Origin of the sequence: Legionella sp. PATHC035 (assembly GCF_026191115.1) — a bacterium.
Lineage (GTDB): Bacteria > Pseudomonadota > Gammaproteobacteria > Legionellales > Legionellaceae > Legionella.
Window position 1 is genome coordinate 489,528 of record NZ_JAPHOT010000001.1, and the last position, 14,315, is coordinate 503,842.

Sequence of the window (14,315 nt, forward strand, 5' to 3'; positions counted from 1 at the left end):
CCCTATACAGTTAATCTTCCATACTTCAAGCTAATTTAATTAAACTCATCAAATTAACCGGTCAAGTAGTTACTTCCTTGCAGTGCCCGCTAGTGGCGGGCTACGAAACGAAATATACCTCTAATTAATGGGTATGTAAATCATTATTTTTAATTTTTTTTGATCTTTTACCCACTAAAGCCTCAGATTGTACATTTGTTGGCTGATTTACCCAAGGACTGCGTTGTAAAGCCAGTTCTAAAACCTGTTCTATGGTCTTAACTGGATGGATTGTTAGCTTACGCAAAACATTATCTGGTATCTCTTCCAGGTCTTTTACATTTTCCTCGGGAATAATGACATGCTTAATTCCGCCTCGATGAGCCGCCAATAATTTCTCTTTTAGACCACCAATTGGCAATACCTGCCCTCTCAACGTGATTTCCCCTGTCATCGCTACATCTGCTTTAACAGGAATATGAGTCACTACCGAAACCAAAACAGTACACATACCAATACCAGCACTTGGACCATCTTTGGGAGTAGCCCCTTCAGGAACGTGGACGTGGAAGTCATTCTTATCATAAAAATCATCGGGTAAGCCAAAATTTTGAGCTCGACTTCGTACAACGGTCATCGCAGCATGAATGGACTCCTGCATGACCTCGCCCAATTGACCAGTATGCGTGACCTTCCCTTTACCGGGCATCATCGATGCTTCTATTGTTAGCAGCTCTCCGCCCACACTTGTCCAAGCTAAGCCTGTAACTTGGCCCACTTGATCAAACTCTTCTGCTAAGCCATATCGAAACTTTTTCACACCTAAATATTTTTCGATATTACTGGTAGTTACAGTCATTTTTTTAACTTTTTTATTCGAGAGGATTTCCTTTACGACTTTTCTACAAATACTCGCAATATCTCGTTCTAAATTACGTACGCCTGCCTCACGAGTATAGTGGCGAATAACTTCTCGAATTGCCCCTTCACTAATATGAATTTCTTGATTACTTAAACCATTCAAGACGACTTGTTTTGGAACCAGATATTTATCAGCAATGCTGACTTTCTCATCCTCTGTATAACCTGCCAGTCGAATCACTTCCATTCTATCCAATAACGGAGCAGGAATTTCTAAAGAATTTGCTGTCGCAATGAACATCACGTCACTCAAATCATAATCTACTTCAAGATAATGATCGTTGAACGTATGGTTCTGCTCTGGATCAAGTACTTCAAGCAATGCTGCAGCAGGATCTCCACGGAAATCCATCGCCATTTTATCGACTTCGTCCAACATGATGAGAGGATTTTTTACTCCAGCCTTACATAATTTCTGAATTATTTTTCCTGGCATGGATCCAATATAAGTTCTTCTATGACCGCGAATTTCTGCTTCATCCCTTACGCCACCCAAAGCAATACGAATAAAGGTACGACCTGTAGCATTGGCAATGGATTGTCCTAATGAAGTTTTACCCACTCCTGGAGGTCCAACCAGACAAAGTATAGGGCCTTTTAATCGTTTAACTCTTTGTTGAACGGCCAGATATTCGATGATACGTTCTTTAACCCGCTCTAGACCATAATGTTCTTTATCTAATAATTTCTCTGCTTTGAGTAAATCAAATTGAATTTTAGTTCTCTTTTTCCAGGGTACTGAAAGCATCCAATCAAGATAGTTGCGGATCACCGTAGCCTCAGCAGACATAGGTGACATCATTTTCAATTTATGAAGTTCGGCGAGTGATTTCTCCTTGGCTTCCTTGGGCATTCCAGCTTTGTTAATGGAATTTTCCAATTGCTCAATTTCATTTCCTTCTTCACCCAACTCGCCCAATTCTTTCTGAATTGCTTTCATTTGTTCATTTAGATAATACTCACGCTGACTTTTCTCCATTTGTCGCTTGACTCGACCTCTCACACGCTTTTCAACGTGTAACAAGTCAATTTCGTTTTCAATGGCAGACATTAAACGCTCAAGGCGAGTACCTACATCTAAAGTTTCCAGTAACTCCTGTTTGTCATCGACCTTCAGTGTTAAATGAGCAGCTATTGTATCAGCCAAACGCCCTGGTTCTTCTATTCCAGCAAGCGGAGACAGAACTTCAGGTGGAATTTTTTTATTCAGTTTGATGTATTGCTCAAACTGCGACATTAAAGAACGCATCAAGATACCAATATCTGGTTCTTGTACCGCAGCATTTGCATCTTCTAATAATTCAAGATCAGCTTCCAGATATCCTTTCGCCTGATTATATTCTTTTGCCCTGGCACGCTTTTCCCCTTCGACTAAAACTTTTACGGTGCCATCCGGTAATTTTAATAACTGCAAAACACTGGATAATGTTCCGACCTGAAATATGTCAGCCTCACCCGGGTCGTCATTGGATGATTTTTTCTGTGCTACCAGAAAGATTTGCTTACTATCAACCATAGCCGCTTCTAAGGCTTTGATTGATTTTCCTCTTCCAACAAAAAGAGGAATAACCATATGAGGGTAGACCACTACGTCTCTTAATGGTAATACAGGTATATTCGACAGTTTTTCTGCCTCATTCGAAGTCTCTATAATTTCAGTGGACATAATGAACCCTTATTCAAACGAAAAACTTTATTTAAAATTCACGCGACTACTAATTATAATTTAAAAGGAAGGGAGAGTTATTGCAAGAAAACAAAGCGTTATAATGAAGAAAGTTGTCTAAAGAACGTCTCTCCCACACTAGGTGCAGGAGAGGAGTAGAAATACTACTCTTGACCACCTGCTGCACTCTTCATCCCTTCTTGCTCATAAATAAGAATTGGTTTTGATGCGCTATTTACAGCACTCTCATCAACTACAACCTTAATTACTCCTTCAAGAGAAGGTAATTCATACATGGTGTCTAATAGAATATTTTCAAGTATAGCACGTAAACCGCGTGCACCCATTTTGCGTTCAAGCGCTTTTTTGGCGATAGCAATCAATGCTTCTTCTCTAAATTCAAGCTCTACACCTTCCATTTTAAATAGAGACTGGAATTGTTTCGTCAAAGCGTTTTTAGGATTAGTTAAAATATCGATAAGAGCTGATTCATCCAGTTCTTGCAAAGTAGCAACGACTGGCAATCGGCCAACAAACTCGGGTATTAATCCATATTTGATCAAATCATCTGATTCTAACTGGTTCAATACTTTCGATATTTCATCATTACTTTCTTTTTTATTTTTTAATTGAGCAGAGAATCCAATGCCTGACTTATCACTTCGCTCTCTGATTACCTTCTCCAATCCAGCAAAAGCACCACCGCAAATAAATAAAATATTGGAAGTATCCACTTGTAAAAATTCTTGTTGTGGATGTTTACGTCCGCCTTGGGGTGGAACAGAAGCAATGGTCCCTTCAATGAGTTTTAGAAGAGCTTGTTGCACTCCTTCACCAGAAACATCGCGTGTAATCGAGGGATTATCAGACTTACGTGATATTTTATCAATTTCATCGATGTACACGATACCATGTTGTGCTTTATCCACGTCATAATCACACTTTTGTAAAAGTTTCTGGATAATATTTTCAACGTCTTCACCGACATAACCCGCTTCAGTCAATGTAGTGGCATCTGCCATAGCAAATGGAACATTGAGAATTCGAGCTAATGTTTGGGCTAAAAGTGTTTTTCCGCTACCAGTTGGACCTATAAGTAAGATATTACTTTTACCAAGTTCCACTCCGTCTTCACTTTTGTGTTGTAATCGCTTGTAGTGATTGTAAACAGCTACGGACAAGACTTTTTTTGCATGCGATTGTCCTATGACGTACTCATCCAAAAAGTTTGAGATTTCTTTGGGTGATGGTAAACGTACTTCAGCTTCTTCGTGAGCTTCGTGTGTTTCTTCACGAATGATATCATTACAGAGCTCTACACATTCATCACAGACAAATACAGAAGGACCAGCAATCAATTTTTTTACTTCATGTTGGCTCTTTCCACAAAAAGAACAATACAAAACTTTATCGCCACTTCCGTTACCGGATTTACTCATAACCAAACCCCTTCTTACAACGATTATCGGAAAAAAAGATAATATATGTAAAATATTAGTCAATCAGAAAAAGATATGCCACTGTTTTTCACGCAACTACTTTCTTTAAAAACAAAAAGAAATACGAAAAAAAGTAATAATGAATCAATATAAAAGAACCCTAATCGCATTCCTAGCCTGGGTGCAGCGAAGCGGAACCCGGTAAATCTGAACCTAAAACCCAGGTTCCGCTTCACTGCACCTGGGTTATGATACATTATAGTTCAGTTCTTTGAATTTAAAGTTATAGTTACTCTTTTTTATTCACTGACTCTCGATCATAAAGCACTCTATCAACTAAGCCGTACTCAACAGCTTGTGTCGCACTCATAAAATTATCACGTTCGGTATCACGCATAATCTGATCAGGTGTCTTTTTAGTATGATGTGCCATAATTGTATTTAAACGTTCTCTTACGGCTAATGTCTCGCGCGCATGAATTTCAATATCAGTAGCTTGGCCTCGATAACCACCTAAAGGTTGATGAATCATTACTCGTGAGTTTGGCAAACAGAATCTCTTACCTTCAGCTCCGGCACAAAGTAACAAGGCAGCAGCGCTAGCTGCTTGCCCTATACACAAAGTACTGACATCAGGTTTAATAAACTGGATGGTATCGTAAATTGCTAAGCCAGCGGTTACTACACCTCCAGGAGAATTAATATAGAGAGAAATATCTTTTTCAGGGTTTTCAGACTCAAGAAACAACAATTGAGCAACTACCAAATTAGCCATATGGTCTTCAACTTCACCTAAGAGAAAGATAATACGTTCTTTTAATAATCTTGAATAAATATCATACGAACGCTCACCACGTGAGGTCTGTTCAATAACCATTGGGACTAATCCACTGGCATTGCGAATTATGTTATCTGAATATCCCGACATACAATTACTCTCCTTTTTTCTCAGTTGCTTCAGTTGCAGGCTTAGGATTCATGATTGAATCATAATCTTTGTTCTTGTATTTAATTTTTGCATCTTCAGCAATTTTATCTGCAACCATTTCTTCCATAACAATCGCTTCAATTTCAGCCATATGCTCTTTGCTGCTTTGATACCAAGAACGCAACTCATCAGGATTCTCATAAGCACTGGCAAATCGTTCAATTACCGCATTCACTTTATCTTTATCTGCAACAATTTGATGTTTTTTAACATATTCAGAAAAGAGCAACCCAAGATGAACACGACGTTTTGCTTGTTCTTCAAACAGCTCACGAGGAAAATCAGGTATCTTTTCATTGTCATGATGTTCATGTCCAAAAAGACGATGATACATATCATGTTTCAAATGTTCGATTTCTTTGTCAATTAAAGCTAATGGCAATTCAATAACATTAACTTCCATTAATTTATCAAACAGCTTTTCTCTGTTCATCATACTGACGCGACGCTCTAACTCACGAGCCATATTCTCTTTAATGTCTTTTTTCAATGCGTCAATGCCACCTTCTTTGATATTAAATTTCTCAGCAAAGGCTTCGTTGAGTTCAGGCAATTTTCCTTCCATCACAGTGTGAAGTGTAATTTTGAAAACAGCTTCTTTTCCTGCTAATTCTTTATGTCCATAATCCTCAGGGAAGGTTACTTTAATATCAAACGACTTATCCTTTTTATTACCAATAATTCCTTCTTCAAAGCCAGGGATCATCGATCCTGAACCAATGACTAACTCATGTCCTTTAGCGCTACCGCCTTCAAACAGTTTATCATCAAGGTATCCTTCAAAATCGATAACTACTTTGTCGCCTTTTTTGACTGCACGGGATACATCATGCCATTCTTTATTTTGTTCACGAAGTTTATCCAACATGTCTTCAACGTCTTTATCTGTAACTTCTGAACGAGCCAGCTCAACAGCCGCTTGATTTAATTCTACAATTTCAAATACAGGCATTACTTCAAATATTGCGGAGTATTTAAAGTCTTTTCCTTTCTCTAGTTGCTCAGGTTCAACAGAGGGATAGCCCGCAGGAACTAATTCATTTTTTTGTAATGCTTCAAACAAAGTAGATTGCACCATATCTCGAGCGACTTCTTCACGAACACTTTGTGAATAGCGACTGACAACAACTTGGAAGGGTACTTTACCAGGACGAAAACCATCAATCTTAACTTTGCGAGCAAGATTCTTGAGACGTAAGCTCACTTCTTCCTCAACTTTCTCTGAAGGTACAGAAACTGTTACCTTACGTTCCAAACCTTTTAGGGTCTCAACAGAAACTTGCATTAATATCACCTCTTGGAATTTATAATGATAAATGGTGCGAAAGGAGAGACTCGAACTCTCACGGGTCGCCCCGCTGGAACCTAAATCCAGTGCGTCTACCAATTCCGCCACTTTCGCAAATCAGGTTGGATTATCAATCAGTAATTCGGTCTTGTAAAGACTCAGATAAAATCTTTAGCGATAAACCTTTTGTTTCTCTCAAATGGGGTGAACGATGGGACTCGAACCCACGACAACCGGGATCACAACCCGGGGCTCTACCAACTGAGCTACGCTCACCATAAATCTTTTTACCAGAAATTCTTTTGAACAAGATCTGGGCTGGCACGCCCGGCAGGATTCGAACCTGCTACCCTCGGCTTAGAAGGCCGATGCTCTATCCAGATGAGCTACGGGCGCATCTTGGTCGGGGTAGAGGGATTCGAACCCCCGACATCCTGCTCCCAAAGCAGGCGCGCTACCAGACTGCGCTATACCCCGTTTAACCCGTCCCCAAGGACAGAGCGCAGATAATACTAGGTGCTTTCATCAAGGTCAATATCTTAAATCATTTAATTTCAGTTAATTTTAAATTATTACTGCAGATATTTATTTACCTTGACCAAATCGTCATTTTTTCAATCATCTAGGCGATTGTCCATACAATCACTCAAGTCAACTACTCGAATCTTTATTACTTTTCAGCTAGCATTGGAGATACTTTTGATCTCACTTTGAATCTATGAAATTTAAACTGCTGCCTCTCTTTGACAACATGAATTACCTGCACAAAAATCATGAGCATGTTGTGCTGCCTGATATTCAATTTCAAAATGATTTTAATTACGCTTTAAACTTTTTGAAAAGCTATACAGGCAGTCAAGGTACCTTCAATAGTTACCGCAGAGAAACTGAACGATTACTGCAATGGTCCTGGTTAATTAAAAACAAAACAATCAATGAATTAAAACGTGATGATATAGAAGACTACATTCATTTTTGCCAAAACCCACCTAAATCCTGGATTAGTTTAAAAAAAGTACCGCGATTTATTGAACAAGGCGGTACACGTATTCCCAATGAAGAATGGAGACCTTTTGTAGTTACCTTAAGTAAATCAGCAATAAAAAATGGGCATAAACCCCAAATTGATCAATTCAATTTGTCTCAAGGAGCCATCCAAGAAATATTCGCCATTTTAAGTACCTTATTTAATTTCTTAATTGCTGAAGAATATCTGGTTTCTAATCCAGTCGCCCTGATTCGCCAAAAAAGTAAATTTATTCGTAAACGGCAACATAATGCCCCTATCCGCAGATTGAGTTTAGTTCAGTGGAGTGCCGTGTTAGATGCAGCCGAGTCTCTAGCGGAAGAATCCCCCCTGAAACATGAACGCACTCGTTTTATGTTGAGCCTACTATTTGGTATGTATCTACGTATCTCCGAATTGGCAGCAAGTGACCGTTGGATCCCCAGTATGAATGACTTTGCCAAGGACAGTAACGGCCATTGGTGGTTCACCACAGTTGGTAAAGGAAATAAGGAGCGACAAATCGCCGTCAGCGAAGCGATGCTCGAAAGTTTGATGCGATGGCGTTGTTTCTTGGGATTATCCCCCCTCCCTTCCCCTGCTGATAATAGCCCACTCATCCCCAAAATTCGCGGAAATGGTCCAATGAGTGATACGGCGCCGATACGAAGAATTATTCAACGCTGTTTTGACTTAGCCGGAGAGCAACTTCGGATGAAAGGTCAGAGGGAAGAGGCTGATAATTTGGCTGCAGCAACAGTTCACTGGCTAAGGCATACTGGTATTTCTGAAGATGTTAAAATTCGTCCTCGTGAACATGTACGGGATGATGCTGGCCACAGTTCAAGTGCAACCACAGATCGTTATATTGATATTGAAAAACAAGCTCGCTATCAGTCTGCCAGGAAAAAATCTATTGAGCCAGAACCCAGTTAAGCGGAATTATGTTAGAATTGAAGTAAATTCGTAGCTTTGTTGCCCGGATTATCGCAGTGTAATCCGTATACTTTGCCGTCATCCCTAGCATAGCGAAGGATCTCCGCGTTGCAGCACAAGCTTATGATAGGAGCTCTATCGCTTTAATTGCGATGATGTGAACTCATAATTTGTGTATAACCCACTCTATTTATGGCTAAAGATTTATCATGCTTACTCTTCGTCAAATTACTCTCAGTCGTGGCAACAAGGTTTTATTAGATAAAGTCAATGTCACATTATATGAAAAGCAAAAAATTGGTCTTATTGGCCATAATGGCTGTGGCAAATCAACATTATTTGATTTTTTATTAAGAAAATTGCAACCTGATACCGGCGATTTTTTAATTAATCCTCAACTCACGATCAGCCATTTATCACAACAATTACCGGATAGTGATGAAAAAGCACTGGATTTTGTACTCGGTGGTGATGAGCAATACATGAAGTTGCTCCAACGTTTGAGCGATGCAGAGGCCACAGGCAATGATGCTGAAGTATTAGCCTGCCATGAGGAATTAAGTCATAGTGGAGGCTACAGTAAACCCGCTCAAGCAGCGACAATTATGTCTGGCCTGGGTTTTAGAGGGGAGCAACAACACGCTTCGGTAAATAGTTTTTCCGGGGGGTGGCGCATGCGTTTAAGCCTCGCACGCTGCTTAATGAACCCAGCTGATTTACTATTACTGGATGAGCCGACTAACCATTTAGACATGGAAGCAATATTTTGGTTGGAGCGCTTTTTAAAACAAAGCCCAAGCACCATCATCCTTATTTCCCATGATCGTGAATTTCTAGATGCCTTTGTTACTCATATTCTGCATATCGAGAAGCAGAATCTGACTCTTTATACTGGTGATTACAGTTGTTTTGAAAAAACACATGCACAACAATTGGCGTTACAACAAGCCATGTATGAAAAACAACAAACCAAAATTAATCATATGATGTCCTTTGTCAATCGATTTAGAGCAAAAGCGACTAAAGCAAAACAAGCGCAAGGACGTCTCAAAGCCATAGAGAGAATGGAAATTATTGCAGCAGCACAGGCTGATTCCCCCTTTTCTTTTGATTTTTTTCCATGTCCCCGAGCAGGAAATCCATTAATTCAATGCAATTTGGTTGATGCCGGATATCAGCCAGAACAACCGATATTGAAACGAATCAATTTCTCACTTAGTCCAGGTGATAGAATAGCCTTGCTAGGCCCTAATGGGGAGGGAAAATCGACGCTAATCAAGACATTAACGGGGGCTTTAACCCCTTTGAGTGGTACCATTCACCGCTCTGCCCATTTAAAGATTGGCTATTACGCGCAACACCAACTAGAGCAGCTGGATTATAATTTAAGTCCTGTGGAAACCATTCAAGTTCTATCACCAGAGGTACGTGAACAAACCATACGCGATTTTTTAGGTGGTTTTAACTTTACTGGTGATATGGCAGTTCAACCTATAAATCATTTTTCTGGAGGCGAAAAAGCACGTTTAGCCTTAGCAAAACTTGTTTGGCTCAAACCCAATCTACTTTTGCTTGATGAGCCTACAAACCATTTGGATCTGGGAATGCGCTCAGCCATTGAGCTGGCGTTGCAAAGCTATGAAGGTGCATTGATTCTTATTTCTCATGATCGTCATATGCTTAAAACCAGCGTCGATAATTTCTATCTGGTTTACCAGCAAAAAGTTCAAGCTTTTGATGGAGACTTAGATGATTATTATTCCTGGTTACAAACTAAAGACTCCGTTAAAGTCAATAGCGTGACTTCAACTTCAATTGATTATAAAGAAAAGAAAACGTTACAAAACCGTCTAAAAAAACTGGAACAATTGATTGAACAATATCAAAGTGAAATGAGTAAATTGGATACACAACTTGGTGATGCCAGTCTTTATGAGGACAGTACCCAACAAAGTAAGCTCAATCAATTAGTGCAAAAACGTAGTGTTATCCACTCCTCTTTAAATTTGGCTGAGGAGGAATGGTTAGAAATTAGTACCAGTCTAGAAGATATAGCATAACCAAGTTGGGTGGAACGCTGCGACTCCCGGTCAATCTGAAGCCCTCTCTCCCGAGTCTTGCCGCAGAATACCCCGTGCCACAGCGGGGAGATCCTCAGGCGTAAACTCCTCAGGATAACGGGATTTGCTAGGGATAACAGCGGCATCGGAAACTACTTAGCTAAACGCAATAACTCTAACATCGACTTCGCAGCGAGCTGCTCTGCCTTTCGTCGATTAGAACCTTGTCCAAAAGTTTTTTGTTTTGCTCCGTTAACCGAACAAGTGATATAAAAAATTTGATTGTGTTCATCACCTTCTACCTTAGTTAAGGTATATTCTGGCAGAGCAATTTTTTCTGCTTGTAGATATTCTTGTAATTGAGTTTTAGCATCTTTTAAACAATCATTTAAATTGGGGTCCTCAAGTCGAGAATGATATAACTTTAATATGGCCTCTTTTGCGGATTCGATGCCGCCATCAAGAAAAATTGCTGCAAAAACGGCCTCCATAGCGTCGGATAGAATTGAAGCACGACGAAATCCGCCGCTCTTAAGCTCGCCTTGACCTAAAAAAAGAAATTCGCCAAGATCAATTTCTTTAGCCAGTTCGACCAACATTTCGCCCCGAACCAAAAATGAACGCAAACGACTTAATTGTCCTTCACTCTGCATCGGAAACCGATGAAATAGTTCATTAGCAATTACAAAACTTAAAATTGAATCGCCAAGAAATTCAAAACGCTCATAGTTTTCACTGCCAACACTACAATGAGTCAACGCTTGCTTAAGGAAAGCAACGTTTTTAAATTGATAATTCAATCGCCGGGATAGCCTTTCTAAATCAACTTTCACTGCCTGTTACAACCTCTTCTGTATGATCAAAATCAAATAATAAGCTCATATTGTATACTAAAGGCTTAATCACCTGATATTTTAATTTTACTCTAAATTTATTAGCCCCCAAGGGTTCGATAGATAATTGATTCTCCTTTAGACTTTCTACCCCATTGATATCCAGGCGTTTATCCAAAGTACTCTTCAGGACATTGACATCCGCAACGGGATCTCCTGTTAATGTAGATGGAGGTATCGTATTTAATCCTTTGACCGATTTGAGAACAGAGTAATACTGCAAGTAAACAGGAATAATACGCATTATTACCACGGCAGCCATAACAAGCACAACTACAGTTAACAAAGTCCCTATAAAAGTCATTCCATGTTGTTTTCGCATTTGTTATTCCTTTTATCTGTTCTAAATTAAAATCAATCTCTCGATCAAAGAACCATACAAACCATTGCTTAGGGTATCAATTTCCCTATTTTAGACCAACGAACATTATCCGTCTTGCTATTCCAACTCATCCAAACTAAGAATGCTTTGCCTCGCAAATAGGATTCGGGTACAAATCCCCAGAATCGGCTATCCGCACTGTCATCGCGATTATCGCCCATCATGAAATAACTTTCCTCGGGCACTACAATATCAAAATCTACAGCAGGAACATCAGCTCTAATGAAAATATCATGTAGGGTTCCATTCAAATCTTCTTTATATTTAGCTACCGCTTTTCCAGAACTCTCATCAATGGTGTACTCAACAAAAGTTTGTTTTGCTTCCTTTCCGTTAATGGTTAATACTTTATTATGGTAACTCACTTTATCCCCGGGAACTCCTATTACCCTTTTAATATAATCATAAGAGGGGTCTGGTGGCCAACGAAATACAGCAACCTGCCCTGTTTTGGGATCAGAAATTGGAATAATTTTCTTTTCCCAAACCGGAAGCCTTAATCCATAAATAAACTTATTGACGGCTACAAAATCGCCTACAAGCAATGTCGGTTCTAATGAGCCTGAAGGAATACGAAAGGGTTCAATGATGAATGAACGTAAAATTAAGACGATGAAAAAAACAGGGAAAAATGATCGCGAATATTCAATGATACGATTGGGCTTTTGATCCTGAGTACGCTTTTTTGCCCAAAAGAGTACATCTAATAGGTAAATCAACCCACTGATAAACGATAGGACAACGAGTATTAAAGCAAAATTCATAAAATTATATCCTAATCAAACTTAATTTATATATTCCAATAACCATACACCAATTTTAAATCTTGGTGAAAAGTCAAATTTGCATCAAATGTGGCTTTTCATCGAACCGTGGTAATCGTTACTATTTCTTTTTATCTGTTTGAAACACAGCCATAAACGCCTCTTGAGGTATTTCAACATGCCCCACTTGCTTCATACGTTTCTTACCGGCTTTTTGTTTTTCCAATAATTTTCGTTTCCGTGTCACATCACCACCATAACATTTTGCAGTCACGTTTTTCCGTAACGCTTTTACTGTTTGTCTGGCAATAATATGACTGCCTAATGCCGCTTGTATCGCCACATCAAACATTTGTCTTGGAATTAAATCACGCATTTTTTCAGCAATTAATTTTCCACGACTATGTGATGACGAACGATGGACAATCACTGAAAGTGCATCCACGCGTTCACTATTAATCAAAATATCCATTTTAACTAAATCAGCTTCCTGAAAACGCAAGAAATTATAATCCAATGAAGCATACCCACGACTCACTGATTTTAATCGATCGAAAAAGTCAGAAACTACTTCACTCATAGGAATATCATAAGTTACAGAAACTTGACGGCCACTGTAAGTCATATTGACCTGGACACCACGTCGCTCAATACACAAATTAATAATGGAACCCAGATAATCTTGAGGAACGAGTATATTGGCTCGTACAATCGGCTCATACATTTCTTTAATTTGGGGAAGCGGTGGAAGATGAGATGGATTATCAATAAGCAAGGTCTCACCTTTTTGTGTGACAATTTGATAAACGACTGTCGGTGCGGTAGAGATAAGATCAAGATTATATTCCCGCTCCAGACGCTCCTGTACAATTTCCATGTGCAGCATGCCTAAGAAGCCACATCGGAAACCAAAACCTAATGCCTCAGAAGATTCAGGTTCATAAAACAGAGATGCATCATTAAGACTTAATTTAGCCAAAGCTTCTCGAAATGCCTCAAAATCATCAGCACTGATAGGAAATAGTCCCGCATAAACTTGTGGTTTTACACGCTGAAAACCAGGAAGTGGTTTCTCCGCAGAATTTTTTTCGAGAGTAAGGGTATCACCTACTGGAGCGCCTTGAATTTCTTTGATTCCGGCAACGACATAACCGACTTCGCCGGCATTCAGCATTTCCAGCTTAGTACGTTTAGGAGTAAAGATCCCTACTTGATCAACCTCATAAGATCGACCTGTAGACATCACTCTCATCTTGTCTCCTTTACGTATTGACCCATTGACAATACGCACTAAAGAAACAACTCCAAGATAGCTATCAAACCATGAATCAATAATTAATGCTTGTAAAGGCGCGTTGATATCGCCTTCTGGTGGTGGAATACGAGTTACTAATGCTTCCAGCACATCTTCCACACCAAGCCCACTTTTTGCACTAGCCCTGATTGCGTCGTGTGCATCTACACCAATAATATCTTCAATTTCTGAGATAACACGCTCTGGTTCAGCTTGCGGTAAATCAATTTTATTCAGTACAGGCAAAACCGCTAATGATTGGTCAATGGCAGTATAACAAACAGCAACAGTTTGTGCCTCCACGCCTTGGGCGGCATCTACAACAAGAATTGCCCCTTCGCAAGCGGCCAAAGAACGAGATACTTCATAGCTGAAATCCACATGTCCTGGCGTATCAATGAAGTTCAACAGATAGCTATTGCCATCTTTCGCAGTGTAATTTAAAGATACACATTGAGCTTTGATCGTAATGCCCCTTTCTCGCTCAATATCCATTGAGTCAAGAACTTGAGCACTCATTTCACGCTCTGTTAAACCACCACAAATTTGGATAAACCGATCCGCCAAGGTTGATTTACCATGGTCAATATGGGCAATAATCGAAAAATTACGAATTCGCTTTAAATCACTCAACTGAAATACCCTTTTTTGCAAATAGCGCATTCTAGCTTAAATAAGCGCAGCCTTAAAGTATTTGCT

The 14,315-nt window shown here is 39.5% G+C and carries 10 protein-coding genes and 4 tRNA genes; 2 read left to right on the top strand and 12 right to left on the bottom strand.

Annotated elements, in window-relative coordinates:
* Positions 1 to 124: 124 nt before the first annotated feature.
* The 8 genes from lon to OQJ13_RS02270 form a co-directional block, all read right to left on the bottom strand.
* The gene (gene lon / locus OQJ13_RS02235) at positions 125 to 2,566 is read right to left on the bottom strand and encodes an endopeptidase La (protein ID WP_265708887.1); all 2,442 of its coding nucleotides are present in this window, start codon (positions 2,564 to 2,566) and stop codon (positions 125 to 127) included.
* A 164-nt stretch (positions 2,567 to 2,730) separates the two neighbouring features.
* Entirely contained in the window at positions 2,731 to 4,005 is a 1,275-nt protein-coding gene (gene clpX / locus OQJ13_RS02240; RefSeq protein WP_265708889.1) for an ATP-dependent Clp protease ATP-binding subunit ClpX, read from the bottom strand.
* Between the two features lie 289 nt (positions 4,006 to 4,294).
* The gene (clpP, locus tag OQJ13_RS02245) at positions 4,295 to 4,933 is read right to left on the bottom strand and encodes an ATP-dependent Clp endopeptidase proteolytic subunit ClpP (protein ID WP_265708891.1); all 639 of its coding nucleotides are present in this window, start codon (positions 4,931 to 4,933) and stop codon (positions 4,295 to 4,297) included.
* Positions 4,934 to 4,937: 4 nt separating this feature from the next.
* A complete protein-coding gene (tig, locus tag OQJ13_RS02250) occupies positions 4,938 to 6,278 on the bottom strand; it encodes a trigger factor (RefSeq protein WP_265708892.1) in 1,341 nt (446 codons plus the stop codon).
* A gap of 32 nt (positions 6,279 to 6,310) precedes the next feature.
* Positions 6,311 to 6,395: transfer RNA gene (locus tag OQJ13_RS02255), tRNA-Leu, on the bottom strand.
* 86 nt (positions 6,396 to 6,481) lie between these two features.
* Positions 6,482 to 6,557: transfer RNA gene (locus OQJ13_RS02260), tRNA-His, on the bottom strand.
* A 43-nt stretch (positions 6,558 to 6,600) separates the two neighbouring features.
* Positions 6,601 to 6,677: transfer RNA gene (locus OQJ13_RS02265), tRNA-Arg, on the bottom strand.
* A 4-nt stretch (positions 6,678 to 6,681) separates the two neighbouring features.
* Positions 6,682 to 6,758, bottom strand: a tRNA-Pro gene (locus OQJ13_RS02270).
* A 241-nt stretch (positions 6,759 to 6,999) separates the two neighbouring features.
* Here OQJ13_RS02270 and OQJ13_RS02275 point away from each other — a divergent pair.
* Complete coding sequence (locus OQJ13_RS02275; protein WP_265708893.1) at positions 7,000 to 8,223, top strand: tyrosine-type recombinase/integrase; 1,224 nt, start codon at positions 7,000 to 7,002, stop codon at positions 8,221 to 8,223.
* Between the two features lie 209 nt (positions 8,224 to 8,432).
* Positions 8,433 to 10,283, top strand: coding sequence for an ABC-F family ATP-binding cassette domain-containing protein (locus OQJ13_RS02280; protein WP_265708894.1), 1,851 nt, complete (start codon positions 8,433 to 8,435; stop codon positions 10,281 to 10,283).
* Positions 10,284 to 10,435: 152 nt separating this feature from the next.
* Here OQJ13_RS02280 and rnc read toward each other — a convergent pair whose 3' ends face one another.
* The 4 genes from rnc to lepA all read right to left on the bottom strand — a co-directional run bounded on the left by rnc (position 10,436) and on the right by lepA (position 14,279).
* Positions 10,436 to 11,116 carry a ribonuclease III gene (gene rnc / locus OQJ13_RS02285; protein WP_265708895.1) on the bottom strand — a complete coding sequence of 227 codons (681 nt, stop codon included), beginning with the start codon at positions 11,114 to 11,116 and terminating at the stop codon, positions 10,436 to 10,438.
* Positions 11,106 to 11,498 (bottom strand): DUF4845 domain-containing protein, encoded by a 393-nt coding sequence (locus tag OQJ13_RS02290; protein ID WP_265708897.1) that lies wholly within the window; start codon positions 11,496 to 11,498, stop codon positions 11,106 to 11,108. Before OQJ13_RS02290 ends, rnc begins: the two co-directional genes overlap by 11 nt.
* A 68-nt stretch (positions 11,499 to 11,566) precedes the next feature.
* Positions 11,567 to 12,322 (bottom strand): signal peptidase I, encoded by a 756-nt coding sequence (gene lepB / locus OQJ13_RS02295; protein ID WP_265708898.1) that lies wholly within the window; start codon positions 12,320 to 12,322, stop codon positions 11,567 to 11,569.
* 121 nt (positions 12,323 to 12,443) lie between these two features.
* On the bottom strand, positions 12,444 to 14,279 hold the full coding sequence (gene lepA / locus OQJ13_RS02300; RefSeq protein WP_265708900.1) for a translation elongation factor 4: 1,836 nt from the start codon (positions 14,277 to 14,279) through the stop codon (positions 12,444 to 12,446).
* Positions 14,280 to 14,315: the final 36 nt, after the last annotated feature.